Source organism: Mycobacterium sp. 050128, assembly GCF_036409155.1.
GTDB lineage: Bacteria > Actinomycetota > Actinomycetes > Mycobacteriales > Mycobacteriaceae > Mycobacterium.
Window position 1 is genome coordinate 332358 of record NZ_JAZGLW010000002.1, and the last position, 20274, is coordinate 352631.

The 20274-nt window shown below is 64.9% G+C and carries 14 protein-coding genes and 1 pseudogene; 6 read left to right on the forward strand and 9 right to left on the reverse strand.

The window, feature by feature from the left end; translation table 11 throughout:
• The first annotated feature begins 3 nt into the window (after positions 1 to 3).
• From car to SKC41_RS19005, 6 genes are all read left to right on the forward strand, one after another.
• Entirely contained in the window at positions 4 to 3519 is a 3516-nt protein-coding gene (gene car / locus SKC41_RS18980) for a carboxylic acid reductase (protein ID WP_330979226.1), read from the forward strand.
• A gap of 36 nt (positions 3520 to 3555) precedes the next feature.
• Positions 3556 to 4728: an amidohydrolase family protein gene (locus SKC41_RS18985; protein ID WP_330979227.1), complete on the forward strand. Its 1173-nt coding sequence runs from the start codon at positions 3556 to 3558 to the stop codon at positions 4726 to 4728.
• Positions 4725 to 5960, forward strand: a complete 1236-nt coding sequence (locus SKC41_RS18990) for a M24 family metallopeptidase (protein WP_330979228.1) — start codon at positions 4725 to 4727, stop codon at positions 5958 to 5960. Before SKC41_RS18985 ends, SKC41_RS18990 begins: the two co-directional genes overlap by 4 nt.
• Positions 5950 to 7068, forward strand: coding sequence for a M24 family metallopeptidase (locus tag SKC41_RS18995; protein WP_330979229.1), 1119 nt, complete (start codon positions 5950 to 5952; stop codon positions 7066 to 7068). The genes SKC41_RS18990 and SKC41_RS18995 overlap by 11 nt, the downstream gene beginning before the upstream one ends.
• A 557-nt stretch (positions 7069 to 7625) precedes the next feature.
• The gene (locus tag SKC41_RS19000) at positions 7626 to 9260 is read left to right on the forward strand and encodes a fatty acyl-AMP ligase (protein ID WP_330979230.1); all 1635 of its coding nucleotides are present in this window, start codon (positions 7626 to 7628) and stop codon (positions 9258 to 9260) included.
• Between the two features lie 37 nt (positions 9261 to 9297).
• The gene (locus tag SKC41_RS19005) at positions 9298 to 10098 is read left to right on the forward strand and encodes a GAF and ANTAR domain-containing protein (protein WP_330979231.1); all 801 of its coding nucleotides are present in this window, start codon (positions 9298 to 9300) and stop codon (positions 10096 to 10098) included.
• Here SKC41_RS19005 and SKC41_RS19010 read toward each other — a convergent pair.
• From SKC41_RS19010 to SKC41_RS19050, 9 genes and pseudogenes are all read right to left on the reverse strand, one after another.
• Complete coding sequence (locus tag SKC41_RS19010; RefSeq protein WP_330979232.1) at positions 10095 to 10841, reverse strand: GAF and ANTAR domain-containing protein; 747 nt, start codon at positions 10839 to 10841, stop codon at positions 10095 to 10097. The two genes, SKC41_RS19005 and SKC41_RS19010, sit on opposite strands and share 4 nt — an antisense overlap.
• 17 nt (positions 10842 to 10858) lie before the next feature.
• On the reverse strand, positions 10859 to 11566 hold the full coding sequence (locus SKC41_RS19015) for a GAF and ANTAR domain-containing protein (RefSeq protein ID WP_330979233.1): 708 nt from the start codon (positions 11564 to 11566) through the stop codon (positions 10859 to 10861).
• Between the two features lie 226 nt (positions 11567 to 11792).
• On the reverse strand, positions 11793 to 13091 hold the full coding sequence (locus SKC41_RS19020; protein ID WP_330979234.1) for a hypothetical protein: 1299 nt from the start codon (positions 13089 to 13091) through the stop codon (positions 11793 to 11795).
• Entirely contained in the window at positions 13088 to 13864 is a 777-nt protein-coding gene (locus SKC41_RS19025; protein WP_330979235.1) for an SDR family NAD(P)-dependent oxidoreductase, read from the reverse strand. Before SKC41_RS19025 ends, SKC41_RS19020 begins: the two co-directional genes overlap by 4 nt.
• Positions 13861 to 16232, reverse strand: a pseudogene (locus tag SKC41_RS19030) (CaiB/BaiF CoA transferase family protein). Before SKC41_RS19030 ends, SKC41_RS19025 begins: the two are co-directional and overlap by 4 nt.
• On the reverse strand, positions 16229 to 17197 hold the full coding sequence (locus SKC41_RS19035) for an enoyl-CoA hydratase/isomerase family protein (protein ID WP_330979236.1): 969 nt from the start codon (positions 17195 to 17197) through the stop codon (positions 16229 to 16231). The pseudogene SKC41_RS19030 and the gene SKC41_RS19035 overlap by 4 nt, the downstream one beginning before the upstream one ends.
• A 39-nt stretch (positions 17198 to 17236) precedes the next feature.
• Positions 17237 to 18073 (reverse strand): mycofactocin-coupled SDR family oxidoreductase, encoded by an 837-nt coding sequence (locus SKC41_RS19040; protein ID WP_330979237.1) that lies wholly within the window; start codon positions 18071 to 18073, stop codon positions 17237 to 17239.
• Positions 18073 to 19275, reverse strand: a complete 1203-nt coding sequence (locus tag SKC41_RS19045) for a cytochrome P450 (RefSeq protein WP_330979238.1) — start codon at positions 19273 to 19275, stop codon at positions 18073 to 18075. Before SKC41_RS19045 ends, SKC41_RS19040 begins: the two co-directional genes overlap by 1 nt.
• A gap of 269 nt (positions 19276 to 19544) precedes the next feature.
• Positions 19545 to 20252 carry a TetR/AcrR family transcriptional regulator gene (locus SKC41_RS19050; protein WP_330979239.1) on the reverse strand — a complete coding sequence of 236 codons (708 nt, stop codon included), beginning with the start codon at positions 20250 to 20252 and terminating at the stop codon, positions 19545 to 19547.
• Positions 20253 to 20274: the final 22 nt, after the last annotated feature.

The window sequence follows — 20274 nt, forward strand, 5'->3', positions numbered from 1 at the left end:
ACTATGGCGTTCGTCGGCCGCTCTGACGTAAAGGATCCCGGCGCCCAGCAGGACCAGTGGGAACGGCTGGCACGCCGGCGTGAGCGACTCTATGCCGAGGACGCGCAATTCAGCGCCACCCGCCCCGACGAGCACATTGCAGCCGCGGCACGCGCTCCCGGGCTGCGGATCGGCGAGGTTATGGCGACCGTGTTGCGGGGCTACGCCGAGCGGCCGGCGCTGGGACGGCGGGTGCGCGAAGTGATTACGGATCCCGCGACCGGACGCTCGACACTGAACTTCCTGTCGCGCTTCGAGACCGTCAGCTACGCGGAGCTGTGGGCGCGTGTCCAAGCGGTGGCCGGCGATTGGCATCATCACGAACAGCACCCGGCGCAGACCGGCGATTTCGTGTGCATGCTGGGTTTCGCCAGCATCGACTACACCGCGATCGAGTGCGCCTGCATTCACCTCGGTGCGGTGGTGGTGCCGTTACAGACCAGCGCACCGGCCGCTCAGCATGCGCCGATCCTCAACGAGACCCAACCACGAATCTTCGCCGTCGGGATCGATAACCTCGAGATCGCCTTGGAAACAGTGCTAGAGGCAGCCCGGAGCGGCACCGCGCCGCAGCGGCTGATCGTGTTCGACTACGAACCCCGCGACGACGATCAGCGTGCCGGCTACGAGGCCGCGCGCGACCGGCTGGCCGCCACGGGCACCGGCCTGACTATCGAAACGCTCGATGATGTTGTCGCGCATGGCAAATCACTGCCCGCCCCGCCGCTGCACGTGGCCGGGGCCGACGAGGATCCGCTGGCATGGGTGTTTTACACCTCTGGGAGCACCGGAACACCCAAGGGCGCGATGTTCACCGAGAGTCTGTGCATCGGCACCTGGCTCGCACAGTCGGATCAGCCGGTCATCACATTGAGCTACATGCCGATGAGTCACCTGATCGGGTACGGCTACGTGATTTTGACCTTGGCCAACGGCGGCACCAGCTATTTCGCGGCCAAGAGCGATCTGTCGACGCTGTTCGACGACTTGGCGCTGGTGCGGCCGACCTCAATGAGTCTGGTTCCCCGGGTGTGCGAGATGTTCTACCACCACTATCAGCGCGAGCTGGACCGGCGCAGCCTGGCCGGGGGCGCATCCGACGATACGGCCGAGGAACTGACCACCGCGATCCGCGAGCAGATTCTGGGCGGACGCGTGCTGGCGGTGGGCTGCGGATCGGCGGCGCTGTCCCCGGAAATCAAGGAGTTCATGGAGATCGTGCTCGACCAGCACCTGCTGATCGGGTATTCGTCCACCGAGATCGCCGGCGGGATGATCGTGGCCGACGAGCACGTGCTGCGACCGCCGGTGATCGACTACAAGCTGCTCGACGTTCCCGAGCTCGGCTACTTCAACACCGACAAGCCTTATCCCCGTGGAGAATTGGCGGTCAAGTCGGCTCGCTTCATGGCCGGCTACTACAACCGCCCCGACCTGACGGCCACGACGTTCGACGCGGACGGCTACTACAAGACCGGCGACATCATGGCCGAGGTCGGGCCGGACCAACTGCGCTACGTCGACCGGCGCAACAACGTCATCAAGCTGGCACAGGGTGAATTCGTCGCCGTTTCGCGGCTGGAGGCGTTGTACTCGACCAGCTCGTTGATTCACCAGATCTACATCTACGGCAACAGCGAACGTTCCTTCCTGCTTGCCGTGATCGTGCCGCACGACGCTGGCGTCGGCACCTCGATGATCGCCGACTCGCTGCGACAGATCGCACGTGAGAACGGGCTCAACGGCTATGAGATCCCCCGCGATTTCCTGATCGAGACCGAGCCGTTCAGCTTGGCCAACGGCCTGTTGTCCGGTGTCGGAAAGTTCCTGCGGCCCAAGCTCAAAGAGCGCTATGGCGAGCGCCTGGAGCAGCTCTATGCGGCCATGGCCGACGACCAACTGCAGCAGCTGCGTGCCCTGCGCACCGGCGGCGCCGACCAGCCGGTGCTGGCGACCGTCAGTAAGGCCGTACAGGCCACCCTGGGCGTGCCGGCGGGCGATGTCTCGCCGGAGGCCAGGTTCATCGATCTCGGCGGCGATTCGCTGTCCGCGTTGACCTTTTCGACGCTGCTGACCGACATCTACGGTGTTGAGGTTTCGGTGGGCGTGGTGATCGACCCGACCGGGGATCTGCTCCGCATCGCCAATCATATTGACCGCCAGCGCAATTCCGATGTGCTGCGGCCCACCTACGCCTCCGTGCACGACGGCGCCGGTCACGAGGTGTCGGCCTGCGACCTACGCCTGGACAAGTTCATCGACGACGACATCCTGAAGGCGGCGACGTCGTTGCCCGCCCCCACGAGCGAGATCCGCACCGCCCTGCTTACCGGCTCGACCGGTTTCCTGGGTCGGTTCCTCGGGCTGGAATGGCTGCAACGACTGGCGGATTCGGGTGGCACACTCGTGTGCCTGACGCGCGGCGCCGATGCCGCACACGCTCGTCAGCGCATTGAGGCCGCTTTGGATTCCGATCCCAAGCTGCTCGACCGCTTCCGGACCCTGGCCGACGGCCATCTCGAAGTCGTGGCCGGTGACATCGGCGAGGCCGGCTTCGGGATCGACGACGCGACCTGGCGGCGCCTGAGCGAGACCGTGGACCTGATCGTGCACCCGGCCGCCCACGTCAACCACGTGCTGCCCTATCAGCAGCTGTTCGGTCCCAATGTCGTCGGTACCGCGGAGGTGATCCGGTTGGCGATCACCACCAAACTCAAGCCGGTCCACTACATCTCCACGTTGGGCGTCAGCGCCGTGGCGCACCAGCTCGTGGATGAAGACACCGACATCCGCCGTTCGGTCCCCGCGTGTGTGGTCAGTGACAGTTACGCCAACGGGTACGGGATCAGCAAATGGGCCGGCGAGGTGCTGATGCGCGAGGCCCACGATCTGTGCGGATTGCCGGTGGCGGTGTTCCGGCCGGGCATGATCCTCGCCGACAGCCGCTATGCAGGACAGCTCAACGTGCCAGACATCTTCACCCGCCTGCTGTTCAGCCTGGTGGCCACGGGTGTCGCCCCGCGGTCGTTCTACCAGGCAGGCGACGCCAGGCCGCACTACGAGGGCCTGCCGGTCGACTTCCTCGCCGACGCAATAGCCGCGATCGGACCGCGGCACGGCAGCAGCTTCGCCACGTACAACACCACCAACCCGCACGACGGCGGCATCTCGATGGACACGTTCGTCGACTGGATCATCGCCGCGGGTTATCCGGTCGAAAAGATCGACGACTACTCGAGTTGGCTCGCCCGCTTCGAGACGGCGATGGGGGCTCTGCCCGAGCGGCAGCGCGCCCAGTCGGTGCTGACCGTGCTGGACGTCTACCGTGAACCCATGCTCGCTATGGCCGGGTCACCGGTATCCGGCGCGCGATTCCAGTCCGCGGTCGAACACTCGGGTCGCGCGATCCCCCATGTCTCGCGGCAGCTGATCGATAAGTACCTCGCCGACCTGGCACAGATCGGCGGGCTCACCCGGTGATCCGTACCGAGAAGTGATCCCAACGAAGGGACGATGATGTCCAGCCCAGCCAACACCCTCTACCCCGAAGGCATGATCGGCGCGCCCAAGCACCGGCACGGCCGGGCCGCGGAATTCAACACCGGCCTGCCGGCCGGCACCGAGGTGTTCTCCGCCGACAACCACATCTCGGTAGCCGACGACATCTTCTACGAACAGTTTCCCGCCGACCTGAAGGATCAGGCACCGCGGATCTGGTACGAGGATGGCGCGTATCTGCTTGGCCAGCCCGGACAGTCCATGGTGGTCGGCGATTTCAGCGCGGTGCTTATGCAATACGACGATCTCGCCGGTGCGGCCACCAACAATGTCGAAGCCCGGATTCGCGAACTCGCCGAGGACGGCGTCGACAAGGAACTCGCCTTCCCCAACGCGGTGCTGGCGCTGTTCCACCACCCGAACCACGAGATCCGCGAGCGCATCTTCCGCGTCTACAACGAGCACATCGCCGCGGTCCAGGACCGCTCTCACGGCCATTGCTACGGGGTAGGGTTGATCAACTGGTGGGATCCGCGTGGGGCCCGCCGCACGCTGATGGAACTGAAATCGTTGGGGCTGAAGACATTTCTGATGCCGATCAACCCAGGTAACGACGAAAACGGACAGCCCATCGACTACTCCAGCACGGCGATGAGCGCGGTGTGGGACGAGATCGAGGAAGCCGGCCTGCCCATCACCCACCATATCGGCGAGAGTCAGCCGAAGTTTCCCAGCGAGGTCAACAGCGTCGCGGTGGCCATGATGGTCAACATCGACTCGTTTCGGGAGATGTTCTCCAAGTACATCTTCGGCGGGATCCTGGACCGGCACCGGCGCCTGCGCGTCGGCTGGTTCGAGGGCGGAATCGCCTGGGTGCCAACGGCTCTGCAAGATGCCGAGCACGTGCTGGCCTCCTACCAGCACATGCTGCGGCATCAGCCCGAGCACGACATCCGCTACTACTGGGACACCCACATGTGTGCCTCGTTCATGGTTGACGGTCTTGGCCTCCGACAGATCGACGAGATCGGAATCGACAAGGTGATGTGGTCGTCCGACTATCCGCACAACGAAAGCACTTTCGGCTATTCGGAGAGGTCGCTGGCCGCCGTGGTGGACGCCGTCGGACCCGAGGACGCCGTGCGTGTCGTCGGCGGCAACATCAAGAAATTCCTGGGGATTTCAGCATGACGAAGACACTTTCCGCCCGACGCTCGGTCCTCGACGCGCCCGACGAGCCGGACTGGGCCCGCATGCGCACGGAGGTCGGGGCCCGATTGCGATCCGCGATGGCCGAGCACGGCGTCGACGCGCTGATCCTGCTGATGAACGGCTACGTCGGTTACGCGACGGGAGCCAGCTGGCCGCTGCTGGACGCCGGTCTCTCGCATGTGGAGCGCCCCGTCGCGGTGGTGCTCGCCGACGACGAGCATCCGCACCTGTTCATGCCGTTGCGCAGCGGATCGTCGGCGGAGTCGCCGGTACCCGACGACCATCTGCACGGCCCCGCCTACCTCGAATTCGACCACGGCGTCCAGGAATTCGCGCGACAGCTGGCCGGTCTGATCCCGCCGGGAGCGAGCATCGCCGTCGACGAGCTCACCGGGGCCATGCGGCGGGCAGCGCCGAAACTATTCCCCGCGGGGCCACCGACGGATGCCGCGATCGTGCTCGGCACCGCGCAATTGGTGAAGACCCGAGACGAGCTGTCCTGTCTGCGCAGGGCCGCCCGCATCACCGAACAAGCGATCGTCGACGTGCAGAAGGCGCTGAAGCCGGGAGTGCGGCAGATCGATCTGTCGGCCACCTTGGTACGTCGCGCGTTCGAGCTCGGGGCCACCACCAACATGCTGGAGGCCATCTGGCAGGTGATGCCGAGTTCTCGGGCAGCCGGTGTCTGGACTACGCACGGAGATCTTGCGCTGCCGCTGCTGCCCACCGACCGCGAACTGGCCGCCGGCGATGTGCTGTGGACCGATATCAGCATCACTTACCACGGGTACTGCTCCGATTTCGGCCGGACCTGGGTGGTCGGTGAAAAGCCGACCCCACGGCAGCAAGATCAATTCCGTCAGTGGCGCACGGTGCTGGACGCCGTGCTGGCGGTGACCAAAGCCGGTGTGACATCCGGTGATTTGGCGCGGGCGGCGATCGCGGCTAACGGTGGTCGCAAACCGTGGCTGCCGCATTTCTATCTCGGCCATGGCATCGGCACCTATCCCGCCGAAGCGCCGATGATCGGCACCGATCTCGGCGAGGAGTTCGACGACAACTTCGTGTTTCCCCCCGGCATGGTTCTGGTTCTGGAACCCGTGATGTGGGAGGACGGAACCGGAGGCTACCGCAGTGAGGAGATCGTGGTGATCACCGAAGACGGCTACGCGCCGATTACCGACTACCCTTACACGCCCTATGGCGACTGAAGTTCTGCCCGACACCCGGGCACTACGATTCGGGCGCCGGGACCGCGTACTGGCCCAAATGGACGAACACGCCCTCGACATACTGGTGCTCGGCCGCCAGGCCAACATTCGCTATGTCACTGGCGCGCCACAGCTCTGGATCGCCGGGACCCGGCCGTTCGGTCCGATGTGCGTGCTGGTGCGCGCCACCGGAGACATCTACCTCAACAGCACCGACGACGAAGGGGTGCCTGAGGAGATCGACCACGATCACCTCTACGGGCTGGCCTGGAACCCGATGACGCTGATCGACGTGCTCAAGAAGGTCGACGGCGCCGAGGCCGCGCGGCGGGTCGGAACCGACGCGATCACACCGACTTTCGCCGCATTGTTGCCCGGCGCATTCCCAATTGCGGAGCTCGTCGATGCCGAGCCGGCGATGCGGGCGGCGCGGCGCATCAAGACGCCCGACGAGGTCGCGGCGATGGACAGTGCGCTGCGGATCGCCGAGCACGGACTCGCCACTGCCCTGGGCGAATTGGCGCCGGGAGTGTCCGAGCGGACGCTGGCCGGGGTCATGATGGAGGCGATGGCCGCGGGCGGGGTCAGCACCCCGGCCACCCAAGACGCCGCGTGGGTGACCTCGCGGGAGCGGCCGTGGCGTCGCGGTGACGCCGAGGCCCGGCCGGGCGACCTCGTCGCATTCGCCGCCGGAGCACTGGCCAACGGTTATGTCGCCGAGGTGGGCCGCACCTGGCCCGTCGGCGACCCGGTCGACGCTCGTGCGCTGTTCGAAAGGTCGAACACGCTGTACGACAAGATGCTGGCCGCCTGTCGTCCCGGTGCGTCCGTCCGCGATCTGCTGGCCGCATACGAGGCGGCCGGGGAACCGATCCCGCCGATGCCGATCGCATACGGATTGGGCCTGGGGTTCGATCCCCCGGTGGTGTCCGAGACGTTGGTGGCAGCGGGCGAACACGACCAGCTCGAGGCGGGCATGGTCCTGGCGGTCACCGGCTACGTATGGCAACAAGGCATCGGGGCGGTGTTCCGCCGCGACACCGTCCACATCACCGACACCGGCACCGACGTGCTGACCACGAGCCCGTCCTGGGGCGACACGAGCTAAGGGGCCGTCGCTCTGTTGCTCTGCTCGGCGGTCAGCGCACGAGACCTCCGATGTGAAGCCGCGCGACCTTTGCGGCGAGGTGTTACAAACGTTTGCATTGCTGCGGTTGTGCACACAGCGGAGTCGACAACGGCCAGTCTGATGCTGACTGCTTAACACCACAGTTGCACCAACGGTCATCTGGCGTCAGAAAGACGGACGCAACCGGCCCTAATTCCGTCGCTGTAGCTCACCGTACCCCCGTTGGCAACAAAGTTAGAAAGGATTTGGCTGTCAGTTTCGAGCGGCGGCAACTCACGTCGGCAAGCTCCAGCAGGGCACCTCCACATGCTTTTGTAGGTCTTGCTGCAGTCGGTCGCGGCAGACGGTACGGTGTGACTTTGGTTGATTCTCCAGCCTTGGAAGACGTCACGGTGGTGATCCGAAGTCCCCGCCGCTTGTTCCGGTCTTCTCGTCTTTTCTAAACGCGACACTTCGGGTTCGAATCCGCGTCAGACGAAGCCACCAACTCGGAGGCGAATGCGCCGAGCGGGTGCACCGGAGCAAGAGGGATTTCCGTGAGCAGATTTACCGACACGATGTTCGCCAGCGCCCAATGGAGCGTGATGGGCATGGTCACCGGCGAACCAGACGCACCAATGCGGCACACCTGGGCTGAAGTACACCAGCGGGCCCGCCAAGTTGCGGGCCGCCTGGCTAGGGCAGGAATCGGACACGGTGACGCTGTCGCCGTCCTGGCGGCGGCTCCGGTTGAGATCGCGCCGGCCGCCCAGGCCATTTGGATGCGCGGCGCCAGTCTCACGATGCTGCATCAGCCCACCCCCCGAACCAACCTGCAGCGTTGGGCCGCGGAGACCATCGCTGTTATCCAGATGATCGGAGCGGAGGTGGTTCTGGTCTCGGATCCGTTCATGCCGGCCTCTGCTCTGCTGACCGGATCGGGCCTGAATGTGCTTACCATTGCGCGGCTTTTCGAGGGTCAAGGGATCGAACCGGTCGACACTGACGACGATGACGTTGCATTTCTGCAGCTGACTTCCGGCTCTACCGGGCCCCCGAAGGCGGTCCGGATCACCCATGCGAACTTCGTTGCCAATGCCGAGGCAATGTTCGTCGGCGCGCATGTCGACGCTGACCACGATGTGATCGTCAGCTGGCTCCCGTGTTTTCACGACATGGGCATGACAGGCTATCTGACCGTTCCGATGTACTACGGTGTCGAGCTGGTCAAGATCACCCCGATGGACTTTCTGCGCGATGTATTGCTGTGGGGCAAGCTAATTGACAAGTACAAGGGCACCATGACGGCTGCGCCGAACTTCGCCTATAACCTGTTCGCCAAGCGGCTACGTCGGCAGGCCACGCCGGGACAGTTCGATTTGTCGTCGCTGCGGTGGGCACTTTCGGGCGCCGAGCAGGTTAACCCAGCCGACGTGGAGGACCTGTGTGACGCCGGCGCACCGTTCGGGCTGAAGTCGGCCGCGATCGTCCCCGCGTACGGAATGGCGGAGGCCACCGTGGCGGTCTCGTTCACCGACTGTGGTGACGGGATGACCGTCGACGAAGTGGACGCCGATGTGCTCGCTGTCCTGCATCGGGCAATCCCTGCGACCAAGGGTCGTACCCGCCGGCTGGCATGTCTCGGCCGACCACTGGAGGGCACGTCCGTGCGGATCGTCGACGAGAACGGCGCGATATTGCCGGCTCGCGGCGTCGGCGTCATCCAGCTGCGTGGCGAATCGGTGACCGAAGGATATGTCACCGTGGCCGGTCTCGTTGCGGCGCAAGATGATCAGGGGTGGTACGACACCGGCGACCTGGGCTATGTGACGGAGAACGGCAACATAGTCGTCTGCGGCCGGGTCAAGGACGTCATCATCATGGCCGGTCGCAAGATCTACCCGGCCGACATCGAACGAGCCGGAACTCGGGTGCCAGGGGTGCGACCGGGTTGTGTGGTGGCGGTGCGGTTAGACGCGGGATTAACTCGCGAGACCTTCGTCGTGGCGGTCGAGTCCAACGGTTGGGAACAGCCCGCAGAAGTCCAGCGCATCGAGCAACAGGTGGCGCACGAAGTGTTCGCCGAGGTCGATGCGCGCCCCCACCGGGTCGTGGTGGTGGCCCCGGGGATGATCCCCAAGACGCCGTCGGGGAAGCTGCGTCGTGCCCACGCGTTGGCACTCGTTGATTGATTGGTCGCCCATCGACCAGCTTAAAATGGCTGGGACCATGACCGACTACGATCCTCAACCCGGCCGCGAGCGACCCCAGCCCGCACTGTCACGGGCGCAGCTCGAAGCGGACGAAATCGATCTGCATGCAGGGCTGAGGGGGGTTGCCGGGATCGTGGCCGGCGCGCGACAGGTAGGCGAAATCCTCAGTGACGTAGCTGAATTTGCGGCACGGGCCATTCCCGCGGTAGACGGCGCGGGCGTGACGCTGATCAAGTCCAATCACGACAGGCCGCAAGTCCAGACGTGGGCGGTGACGGCGGCGTTCGTGGAAGAAATCGATACTGCCCAGTACGAAGATCTCCATGAGGGCCCATGCATAACCTGCATGCGGTCGAGACGCCCCACGGTCAGCGGATCCCTGGGAAGCGACCCGCGCTGGCCGCACTTCGGCGGGCGGGTCGCCCGAATGGGCGTGCACTCCGTGCTGGCCCTGCCGCTGCTGGTCGGCGACGAGGTGATCGGCGCCATCAACTCATACGCATATGGCCGCGACGCGTTCGCAGATCATGCGGTGGAGATCGCGTCACAGTTCGCGCGGCCGGCGGCGGTATCGGTGTACCACGCGCAGTTGCTGGCGAGCGCGCGCGAGCGCACGGAGCGACTGCAACGAGCATTGGTGAGCCGGGCGGTGATCGATCAGGCGATCGGGATAATCCGGAGCCGTTCCGGCGTCGGCGCGGAGGAGGCATTCGAGCGGCTCAGCGACCTCAGCCAACATAAGAACGTCAAGCTTCATATTGTGGCAGGGCAACTGGTCGAGGAGGCGGCTCGGCGTGCCCGCACGCGTCGGGGTTAGCGGGTGAGTTCCGATAGTTCGTATACCAGGGTGGCCCGGGATCCGGGCTCAGTCATCAACCGGTGGGCGACGTCGGTGAGGTGTTCTTTCCGACGGCGGGCATAGGTACGCATGATGGCGAAGGCTTCCTCGACCTCGACGTCGAGGCGCTCACGGAGGAAGCCCTTTGCCTGCTCGATCGTGACGCGGCTCGCAAGCGCCGACTGTAGCTGAGGCAGCACACTGGACGGTGTGAGTGGATGCTGCTGAATGATCGCGACGCAAGCGATATGCGTAAGCGTTTGGGCGACAAGCAGATCGGATTCCGTCAGCGTGCCCGGTCGGCTGCCGAACAGACCGAGAGCGCCGAGTACAGCGCCGGCCGCGCGCATCGGGACGGCATGCACCGATGCGAATCCGGCATCGCGCGCGGCCGTTGCGAACGCAGGCCAGCGATCGGTTTCGGCCCCCACTTCAGCGACGGAGACCGGCCGGCCCGTGGTGTAGCAGTCCACGCATGGTCCTTCGTCGGCCTGGAGCTGGAAGAGTTCGATTTCGCGGGCTTGCTCGGAAGTGGCGGCCAGCAGGCGGAGTTGCTCGAACGGGTCCGCCAGGAGGAAACCCGCCGCGGCAATGTCGAGCAGTTCGGCGCACCGCTCGGTGAGCTCGGTGAGCAGGTCGACCACATCGAAGTCGTCGAGCAAACTGTCGACCAGACTGACCACGGCTGCGAGCACGCGGGTTTCACGGGGGGTGTCGGTCACGTTGCCCTCCTAAGGCGTTAGTCGGATTCGAGTTGGATTCGGCGGTCGAGGATGTCGCGTGCGACGTCGGTGGCGCTGCGCCCGGTGGCATAGGCGTGTGCGCGTAGTCGGACGAGCGCCTCGGCGGGGTCGATATCGAGCTGGGCCACGAGCATCCCGGTGGCCTGGCTGACCTCGGCGCGGGACAGCGCGTTGAGATCGGTCCAGGCGCTGCTGCTCGGATCGCCGATAGCGGCTTGGAAATCGGCGCCGAGGAGGTCGAGAAGAGGGATGCCGGCAACGTCGGCGGCAGCGACGGCACCTGCGAGATTTTCGTGGTCGAGGGGTCCGGGCTGGTGGCAGAAGAGGTCAAGGGCGCCGACGTATTCGCCGGCGACGACGACGGGCAAGGCAAAGACGCCACGAATCTGCTGCGCGAGCATCGCCGGGCTGAATGCGGGCCAGCGCCGCTCGACCGGGTCGGCGAGGTCGACGACCAGGACGGCGGCTCGCTGCGCGATGGAGTCAACGCATGGCCCTTCGCCGAGGGTGAACTGGAGTTCGTCGAGCCTGCGGGCCCAAGCGCTGCTGGAGCCAAGGGTCCCTGTCGGCAGGCCGTCAAAGATCAGGGAGATGGCAGCGGCGTCGATGTTGAGATGAACGACGCACGCCTCACATATGCGGTCAGCGGCCTTGGTGCCACGGTGGCCCTCGACGGCAGCGAGTAGTTGCTGTTGGATCGCCACGACTAGCCGAGCGAGTTGCCGAGAAGCCTGGCATCGCCGAGCGATACATTTTCTAGCGTCATTGCCACCGTCCCAGTTGAGCCTCAGACGGTCAGGTCTCTCCGAGACCGCGAATAGGTGCATGATCTCGGTGTTGGCCAAATTCGAAGTGCCGTCGAGACCTGGACACTACTCCGATCGCATCCGGCACGACGCGGATTGCCTGCCGGCAACGACAACGACGCTCCTAGCTCACGCGACCGCGTTCTTCCAGGGCTTCGTCGAGCAACTCCCCCACCCGGTATTGCTCCCAGACGCTCAGCAGGTTGCACAGCATTTGCAGTGGCGCACGCACGCTTTCGTCCTCTCGGATCCGCGGGTCCTTACGGGTGCCGGGCGCATCAGCTCCGAATCGCTTGCGGATCAAGGCCGGAACGTCGAGCAACCACGCGATTCCCATCGCGGCGGCGTACAGCAGGGTATGGCGGCGCAGGCGGGCCGGGTCGAGCTGCGGGCCGCCGTGACGACGGACTTCGGTGACGAACAACTGCAGCAGCTCGTCGAGATGGTCGACCCACAGCTCGGTTTCGGCGCCGGACATGGCGCCCCAGACGGCCATGCCGAGATTCATTTGGCTCACGCATCCCCAGTCCAGCAGACCGCAGTGCAGTGCGTGGTCGGTGTCGCGCCAAAACCACGCGTTGTCGATGTTGGCGTTCCAATGGCACAGCGCGACATAGTCGCCGTCGTCGGCCAACTGGCCGATGACCGCCTCTTCGTGGCGGGCGACCCGGGGTACCTCGTCGCGCAACCGTGCCAGGAATTCCGGCGAGCGGACGTTCGCGGGCAGCAGCCCGGGATGAGTGTCGGCGAATTCGGCCAGCTGGTCCAACCGCCGTTCCAGCTTGTCGATGGACAGCGCCGCTCGCTCTCCCACCGTCGCGGCCTGCACATCCAGTGGAAAGTGCGCGGTCTTCTCGGCGGGTAGCCGACCGGATCGATGGTTTCCGGCCAGCCGGGCCAGCGCGACCAGTAACGCACGGTAGTGCTCGACCGGTTCAGGCATCTCGTAATCGACGCACTTGTGATACTGGGGCTCGATTCCGTTGTCACCGTACCGGATTCGTTCGGTGATCAGTATTCCGGTACCGCTGCGTTGGTGATAGTCGCCGAAAAGTGTGCTGGGCACCGCGATCGGAAAGCCCGGTGTCCGCGAGAGCGAGGCGAATCGCACCTCGGGCTCCATCTGCGTCTTGCCTCGATCGCGGATCGGATTGTCGAAATCGCGCGAGAATTTCGCGAAGAGGTCGGTGTGCAAACCGGGCGCGGCGTCGGCATATTCGATCGACAACATGACCTTGCGTCCCGTGCTGCCGCCAGGCATCTCGCCGAAATCGGTAATTCGGGCGACGGCATTGCCGTCGGTGAGCACCCCGGACGCCCGGAATGCGTCGGTGAGAAACCGGGCGCCGCCTTCGCGCAACGCCGCGGGGTCTGCGGGAAACGTCAGCCCCGACTGGTCACCGGTGACCCATTGCGAATTCAAGCGACTACCACGTCTGTTCGGCGGCGCGCACGCACCAGCATGTGGTTGACCGCCACCCGGCGGTCACGGGTCACCATGAACAGCACCGCATCGGCGATGTCCTCGGGCCGCAGCTTGACCATGCCGGCGGTTTGGCGTTCGAATGCCTCCCGCGACGAGTCGGCCAGGTGGCTGAAGATTTCGGTATCGACTGTGCCGGGACCCACGACGCCGACCCGGACGCGCTTGCCGAGTACCTCTTGGCGCAGGCCTTCGCTGAAGGCGTTGACGCCGAACTTGGTCAACGAATAGACCGCGGTGTTGGGACGGGCTACCCAGCCGGCGGTAGAGCTGATGGTGACCAGATCGGCGACGCCGCGTGGTGAATCGGCGGCCGCCTCGATCAGATGTGGCAGTGCCGCTTTGGTGGTGTAGAGGACGCCCTGCACGTTGACGGACACCATCTGGTCCCAGTCCTGCAATGGCGCCTCGGTCGCGGGTGCCGACTGCATCAGGCCGGCGTTGTTCACCAGAATGTCGAGGCGCCCCAGCTCCGCGACGGTTCGCTGGACGGCGGCGGCCACTTGTTCGGCATCGGTGACGTCAGCGCGCACGACCAGCGCTGTACCGCCGCACGATTCGATCTCGGCTTTCAGGTCGGCCAGCCGTTCGGCCCGGCGTGCAAGCAGCGCCACCGCGGCACCCTCGGCCGCTAACGCTTTGGCGGTCGCTTCGCCGATGCCGCTGCTCGCACCGGTAACCAGTGCCGCGGTCTGTGTCAGTGTTCCGGTCATAACCCGCCAAACGTCGGTGCCCCAGCAAGTATTTCGTGGAGAACGTAGTCGGTGTCCTCACCCAGGTCGGGTGCGCCTCGCTCGACGCGCGCCGGCTGGCGCGCCATCCGCCATGCCGGCCCTAGGATCGGGCGCTGGCCTTCGCGGTGATCGGAGACGAAGCGGTACAACTCGCGATCCCAGAGTTGCTGATCGGCGATCACGTCAATTGCGTTGGCGCTCTTGGTGGCCGGCACTCCCGCGGCCCGCAGCCGATGCGCGAGCGCCTCGGCATCGAGGTCCCGGGTCAGCTCCGCAATGTCACCATCGAGCGCGTCGACGTGTCTACGTCGGCCGCTCGATGTGGCGTAGCGGGGATTGTCGGCCAGCGCGGGGGCACCGACCACGTCGCACAGCCGGAGCCATTCGTCGTCGCCTGCGACGGCCACGCTGACCCAGGCGCCATCCGCGCAGGGATAGCAGCCGTGCGGACACATATCAGGGTGATTGTTGCCGTCCGGTCCGAGGCGTCGTCCGGTGAGACTTTGTTCGAGCAGGCAGTCCCCGATCATCGAGGAGAGGGTTTCGACGGCCGAGATGTCGACGAATTGTCCTGTGGCAGTGAGCTCGCGATGGAGCAGCGCGACCACGGCGGCGTATGCGGCCGCGGCGCCGACCGTAGAATCTCCGTACCGCATGCTCGTTCCGAGCGGGGGCCCGCCCGGGTAGCCGACCAGCGGTGCGAGTCCGGCCAGGGCGGCGAAGCAAGGCGCGTAGCCGGTCTGGTGACCGAGCGGCCCGTCGTTGCCCCACATTTTGATCGACACCGAGATGATGTCCGGTTTGATCTCGGTGAGCTCCCGATAGCCCAAGCCCTGGCGCTCCATCGCGCCCGGCCGCAAGTTGTTGATCACGATGTCACTGCGCGCGATCAGTTCACGCAGATGCGCCATGCCCTCGGCCGACTTGATATCGAAGTCCACGCTGAGGATCTCGGGGTTGATGCTCAGGAAGAAAGGCGCGTGGTTGATGTCGGTGCCGCCGTAGGCGCGCATCTCCTCGGGCAGGGCCGCCGTTTCGACCTTGATGACCTCGGCGCCCAGCATCGCCAGCAGCTTGCCGGCGTACGGACCCGCCCACACCTTGGTGAGCTCGACGACTCGAACCCCCTCCAGTGGCCCACCCCGCGGGGTCTTCGGCGGCTTCAACTGCGGTACTCGCACCATGGGCGGCGTGCGTCTCGTATCGAGGCGGCTCACGATCGCGGCGGTGTGCTGACCGAGAGTCGGCGCCGCAGAGGTGATTTGCGCCGGCGATGCACTCAGCAGATAGGGCACCGTGGGGTAGGCAGCATCGCCCAGCACGGGATGGCTGACGTTCTGAAAGAAACCGCGGTGCCGGTACTGCGGCGACGCGTGGAGATCGGCGGCGTCGTTGACCGGAACGAGCGGCACACCCATGCGCTGAGCTTCGTCGGCTGCCGTCTCCTTGGGCAGATCGCGGACCCACGCCCCGAAGCCCTGCTGGAATGCCTTGACCTTTTCCGCGGTGACCGAGAACTCGAGCCAATCGTCGTCGAATTCGTCGAGCCATTCGGGTTGCCCCATCAACTTTTTGACGCCGAGCCAGTGCGCGCGGCTGGTCATGTACAGGTAGACGAAACCATCGGCGCAGGCAAAGAACGACGCCGGGCCCTGCTGGTCGTAGTCGTCGCGGGCGCCCAGGGCGGGGACTTCGCCGGTGATCAGGCGGCCCAGAATGCAATCGGCGCGCGAGACCAGCACGGCATGTTGGGAGATGTCGATGGCCTCACCCCGGCCGTGGTGCAGCCGCCCGAACAGCGTTGAGGCCACGCAGAGTGCGGCCTCGAGTCCGGCTTCGTAGTCGGCCATGAAGCGCCCCGGTCCCCGCAGCGGCGGCTTACTGACGTCCGGATGGCTGGGAGTGTGATATCCCCACCCGCTGGCATGAAAGACGTTGATGCTTTTGGCATTTGCGTACTCCGGTGTGGCGTTCAGGCCGAACGGGGTGATCGAGCAGAAAATCACACTCGGGTACCGGGCCGCCAAGCGCGTCGCGCCCTCGTCGATCACCGCATCGGCGTTGGCGATCAACGCGTGCAACCGCGGGTCGCCAGCATCGAGCTCGACGGAGTTCTTGTTCGTGTTGAGATACGCGAACAAGGCACTGCCGTCATGCCCCGCGGCGTCGCCCAGGATGGGCGAAAACGCCCGGGTGGAACTGCCGCACCCCGGCGCCTCGACTTTGATCACCTCGGCGCCGAAGTCGGCCAGCAGTTTTCCGCAGTACTCCCCTGCGACCGAGCCCACCAGCTCAACGACTCTGAAACCCGTCAGCGCCGACATGCGAGCTCTCCCGAGACGGTCAGGGCTTCGCGCGCCCCGAGCGGCTGAGGCGCCACTCCGGCGGGAAGTTCATGTCGTTGTCCTTCACCACGTTGTTGAGACCCTTTTCGAAGGTGCCACCGGTGAGGTCGACTTCTTCCGCATCGTTTTTGATCATCGGCAACATGCCCTCGACCATGCCGGTCAGCAGGCTCCCGAAGTATTCGCCCTTGTGTTGCTTGTAGAGCTCCAAGAAGGTCTTCTGCACGGCGACCGTGTCGGTTGGACGCGATCGTGAACACGCCATTGCGTATTTGAGGGTCTCGGCTTCCAACTTGTCACGAGGCACCACGCTGTTGACGAATCCGCACTCGTACATTTCTTTTGCGCTGAACGGCCTTCCGGTGAACAGCATTTCGGAGAACTTGCGCAGTCCCATGGTCTCGGCCCACCACCACAGCCGGGGTCCCCAACCGACGTAACGGAACGCCGGGTGGCCGAACAGGGCATCGTCGGAGGAGATCACCAGGTCGGCGTCACCGGCCTGGTAGAAGTGCCAGCCGTAGCAGTAGCCCTTGGCCTCGATGATGCTGATCTTCCGAAGCTCCTGCAGCGGACGGTTACCGGCACGCGCCTTAGCGTAGAAGTCGGTCACGGTGGACAGGTAACGGTACGACCCACCCGGCGGGTACTTGACGTCGTCGTCGTTGATTGCGAGCTCGTGGTGCAGCGGCAGGCCCGGGTTCTCCAGCATCGGCCGCTGCTCGGGCAGGTCACCGCCACTACCGAAATCCTGGCCCTCGCCGCGGATTACGACGACCTTGACATCGTCGTCCACATTGCACTTGTGGATCAGGTCGGCGTAGTTCTGCCGCATGCCCAGGCTGGTGGCGTTCTGCGCTTCCGGGCGGTCAAAGGTGATGTAGGCGATCCGGTTCTTCTTGTCCTTCTCGAACTTGATGTACTGCTCGGCTTCTTTCTTCAGCTTTTCGTAGTCGAATTCAGGCATGAGTTTTCTCCACTTCGTCGTGCTTAATTGAGTTAGTGTTTATTTGAGCAAGCTGCCCGCATCAACGGGAAGCGAAACGCCAGTGACATAACGAGATTCGTCAGAGGCGAAGAACAAGACCGCGTTGCTGATATCCACCGGGTCCACCCAGGGCACCGGCAAGGTGTGCATCATCTGCGAGATCGGCGCGAAGTCTTCGGGCCCGGGCTCGGCCAGGTCCGGGCGAAAAAGCCGATAGGTGTTGTCGTTCATCACCATTGTGGTGCTGACCTGGGTCGGTAGCACCGAGTTGACCCGGATCATGTCCTGACCCAGTTCGACGGCGAAGGCCCGCATCAGCCCGATGACGCCGTGCTTCGCGGCGACATAGTGGCCGGTGTTTTGGTAGGCCTTACGCCCGCCGACCGAGCTGGTGAGCACGATCGATCCACCGCGTCCACCCGAAAGGATGTGCGGTACGCCTGCTTTGACGGTGTGCCAGACACCGCTCAGGTTGATGTCGATCATGTCCTGCCACACGTTCTCGCGGATCTTGTGCAGCTTCCTGCCATCGGTACCCACGCCCGCGTTGGCGACGATGATGTCGAGTCGGCCGAGTTGTTCCACCCCGCTGTCGACGGCCGCCTTGAGCCCCTCGTAGTCGCGGACGTCGACCTGTGCGGTGACGATGCGCCGGTCGAGGTTCTTGACCATGTCGGCGGTCTCGGCGAGATCCGCGGGCGTCGAATGCGGGTAGGCCAAATTGTCGATCGGCCCGCAGATGTCGATCGCGATGATGTCGGCGCCCTCTTGTGCCAGGCGCACCGCGTGACTGCGGCCCTGCCCGCGGGCGGCACCGCTGATGAAGGCGACTTTGCCCTCGACGCGACCGGCCATCAGGGCACCAGTGTCGGCAGGGTTTCCCAGCCCCGCACCGACGACGTCGGGCTGAGCGTGGCGTTGGCCATATCGGGCTCCCACTCCGGAAAGCGCTTGAGGATTTCTTCCAGGGCGACACGGCCTTCCAGTCGGGCCAGCGCCGAGCCCAGGCAGAAGTGCGCACCGACGCTGAACGTGAGGTGCGGTCGGGGGGCGCGATGAATGTTGAATTCGCCTGCATCCGGCCCGAACTGGCGCTCGTCGCGGCACGCGGCACCGATGAGCATCAGCATCACGCTGCCTTGCGGCACCGTCTGGTCATAGAGGCTGACGTCGCGGGTCACATACCGCGCCATGTGCGGTGCCGGCGGCTCGAAGCGCAGCAGCTCCTCAATCGCCTGCGGGATCAGCGCTGGATTTTCGACGAGCTCGCGACGCTGGTCTGGGTGCTCCGCGAGAACCTTTCCGGCCCAACCGATCAGACGAGTCGTCGTTTCATTGCCCGCTCCAGCCACCACGTTGAGATACACCAGAATCTCCTCACGGCGCAGCCGCCGGGTGGTCCCGGTCTCGTCGACGAACTCGACATTGAGCAGCTCGGTCATGATGTCGTCGGACGGGTTCTCGGCGCGCCAGTCGATGTAGGCCTCGAACTGCTCGCCCACCGACAAGCCATGCTCGGCGGCACTCATCGGCTTGCCGGGCTCGGTGCGTAGTTGCGCATTCCCGCGATCGCGGATGTACTCCTGATCCTCTTCGGGAATCCCGAGCAAGGCACTGATGACCTTCATCGGCATGATCGCGCCCAGATCGGTGACGAAGTCGAATCGGCCCGAACCCACCAACGGATCCAGGGATTGTGCGCAGAAGTCGCGGATCATCGGTTCCAGCGCGGAGATCTTGCGTGGCGTGAACATCCGCGACAGCAACTTGCGGTGCACGTCGTGGATCGGTGGGTCTTCGAAGATCAGCATCCCCGATGGGATCTCGAGGTTGGCCTTGATCAGCTCCATGATCACGCCACGCGCAGAGCTGTACGTGCCGTGGTCGACGATTCCCTTGTTGACATCGGCGAATCGGCTCAGCGCGTAAAAGTCGTATTCGGAGTTGTAGTAGAGCGGCGCCTCGTCACGCAAGCGCTTAAACATCGGATACGGGTCGGCAATCAGCTCGACATCGTACGGATCAAAGCTGACATGGCTCTCGGTGCTCGCCGTCACGAAATCCCTCCTAGCGCTTCCGATTCCGGGGAGCGACATGCACGAGACCCCGCTGCAGCTGGCGGTCAGTCAGCACCGGATCCGGCTCGGGCAATTTGTACACTCCGCTTAAATGCGTTTGTTTGGACAAACGCACGGGCTCGGCTGATAGTGGGCGCACCGACGGCCCGTGAACGTCGGTTCACTCTATTCTCGTAGAGAACCATATAGCGGATGCTGTGGCAAGACCCAAACGCACGAAACCCGGCGCGTCGTGCGTCTGTCGGCGCTCAGCCGGAGGCGGCGGCCCGGCGGCCGCCGCCCGGGTGCACGGCGGCGGCCTCGGTGAGGGCACCCCGGTGCGGACTCTTGAGGATTCCGGTCGCAATGGCCGTCAGGATCGCGTCGAGTTGCTCGGGGGTAGCGACAACGCGGTCGCCATGCGCGGCCCGCATCAGCAGACCGTTGATGAACGTCAGCGTGACATTGCTCAGATCCTCGACCACCGCCGATTCCAGCTCGGCCCCATGGGGCATCAGCTGCACGAGGATCTCGCGGTGCAACTTGGTGAACGCATCCGTCGCCTGCTGCAGGATCGCGGCCATGGCGGGATCCCGGGCGGCTTGCATCGTCAGCTCGTAGCGGGCCTTGGTCCACGACAGCTGCGGCTCGGTGCCGGCCTGAATCACCACCTGCGACAACAACGAGGGCGTGGGATTGTCTCGCGTGCTACCCGCGCTGTCGGCGATGGACTGCAGGCGTTCCAGATCCAGCTCTGCCAGCCGTTCGGCTACCGCACGCAGCAGCGCGGACCGAGTCCGGAAGTAAAAGGACGTAGTGCCGTCGGGAACGGCGGCCTTGCGGTCGACCTTGAGATGGCTCAGCCCCTTGGCCCCGTCGGCGGCCAATAACTCGATCGCCGCATCGCACAGATCGCGGCGGCGCTCGGCGGGGTTGGGCTTTCGTCTTTTTGCCGACGCAGACGGGTATCGAGCCATGAACACAGGCTTTCGTGGCAAG

Coding starts and splice junctions, on each gene's coding strand:
- car (WP_330979226.1), top strand. CDS start 4: ATGGCGTTCGTCGGCCGCTCTGACGTAAAGGATCCCGGCGCCCAGCAG.
- SKC41_RS18985 (WP_330979227.1), top strand. CDS start 3,556: ATGTCCAGCCCAGCCAACACCCTCTACCCCGAAGGCATGATCGGCGCG.
- SKC41_RS18990 (WP_330979228.1), top strand. CDS start 4,725: ATGACGAAGACACTTTCCGCCCGACGCTCGGTCCTCGACGCGCCCGAC.
- SKC41_RS18995 (WP_330979229.1), top strand. CDS start 5,950: ATGGCGACTGAAGTTCTGCCCGACACCCGGGCACTACGATTCGGGCGC.
- SKC41_RS19005 (WP_330979231.1), top strand. CDS start 9,298: ATGACCGACTACGATCCTCAACCCGGCCGCGAGCGACCCCAGCCCGCA.
- SKC41_RS19025 (WP_330979235.1), bottom strand. CDS start 13,864: ATGACCGGAACACTGACACAGACCGCGGCACTGGTTACCGGTGCGAGC.
- SKC41_RS19035 (WP_330979236.1), bottom strand. CDS start 17,197: ATGCCTGAATTCGACTACGAAAAGCTGAAGAAAGAAGCCGAGCAGTAC.
- SKC41_RS19040 (WP_330979237.1), bottom strand. CDS start 18,073: ATGGCCGGTCGCGTCGAGGGCAAAGTCGCCTTCATCAGCGGTGCCGCC.
- SKC41_RS19050 (WP_330979239.1), bottom strand. CDS start 20,252: ATGGCTCGATACCCGTCTGCGTCGGCAAAAAGACGAAAGCCCAACCCC.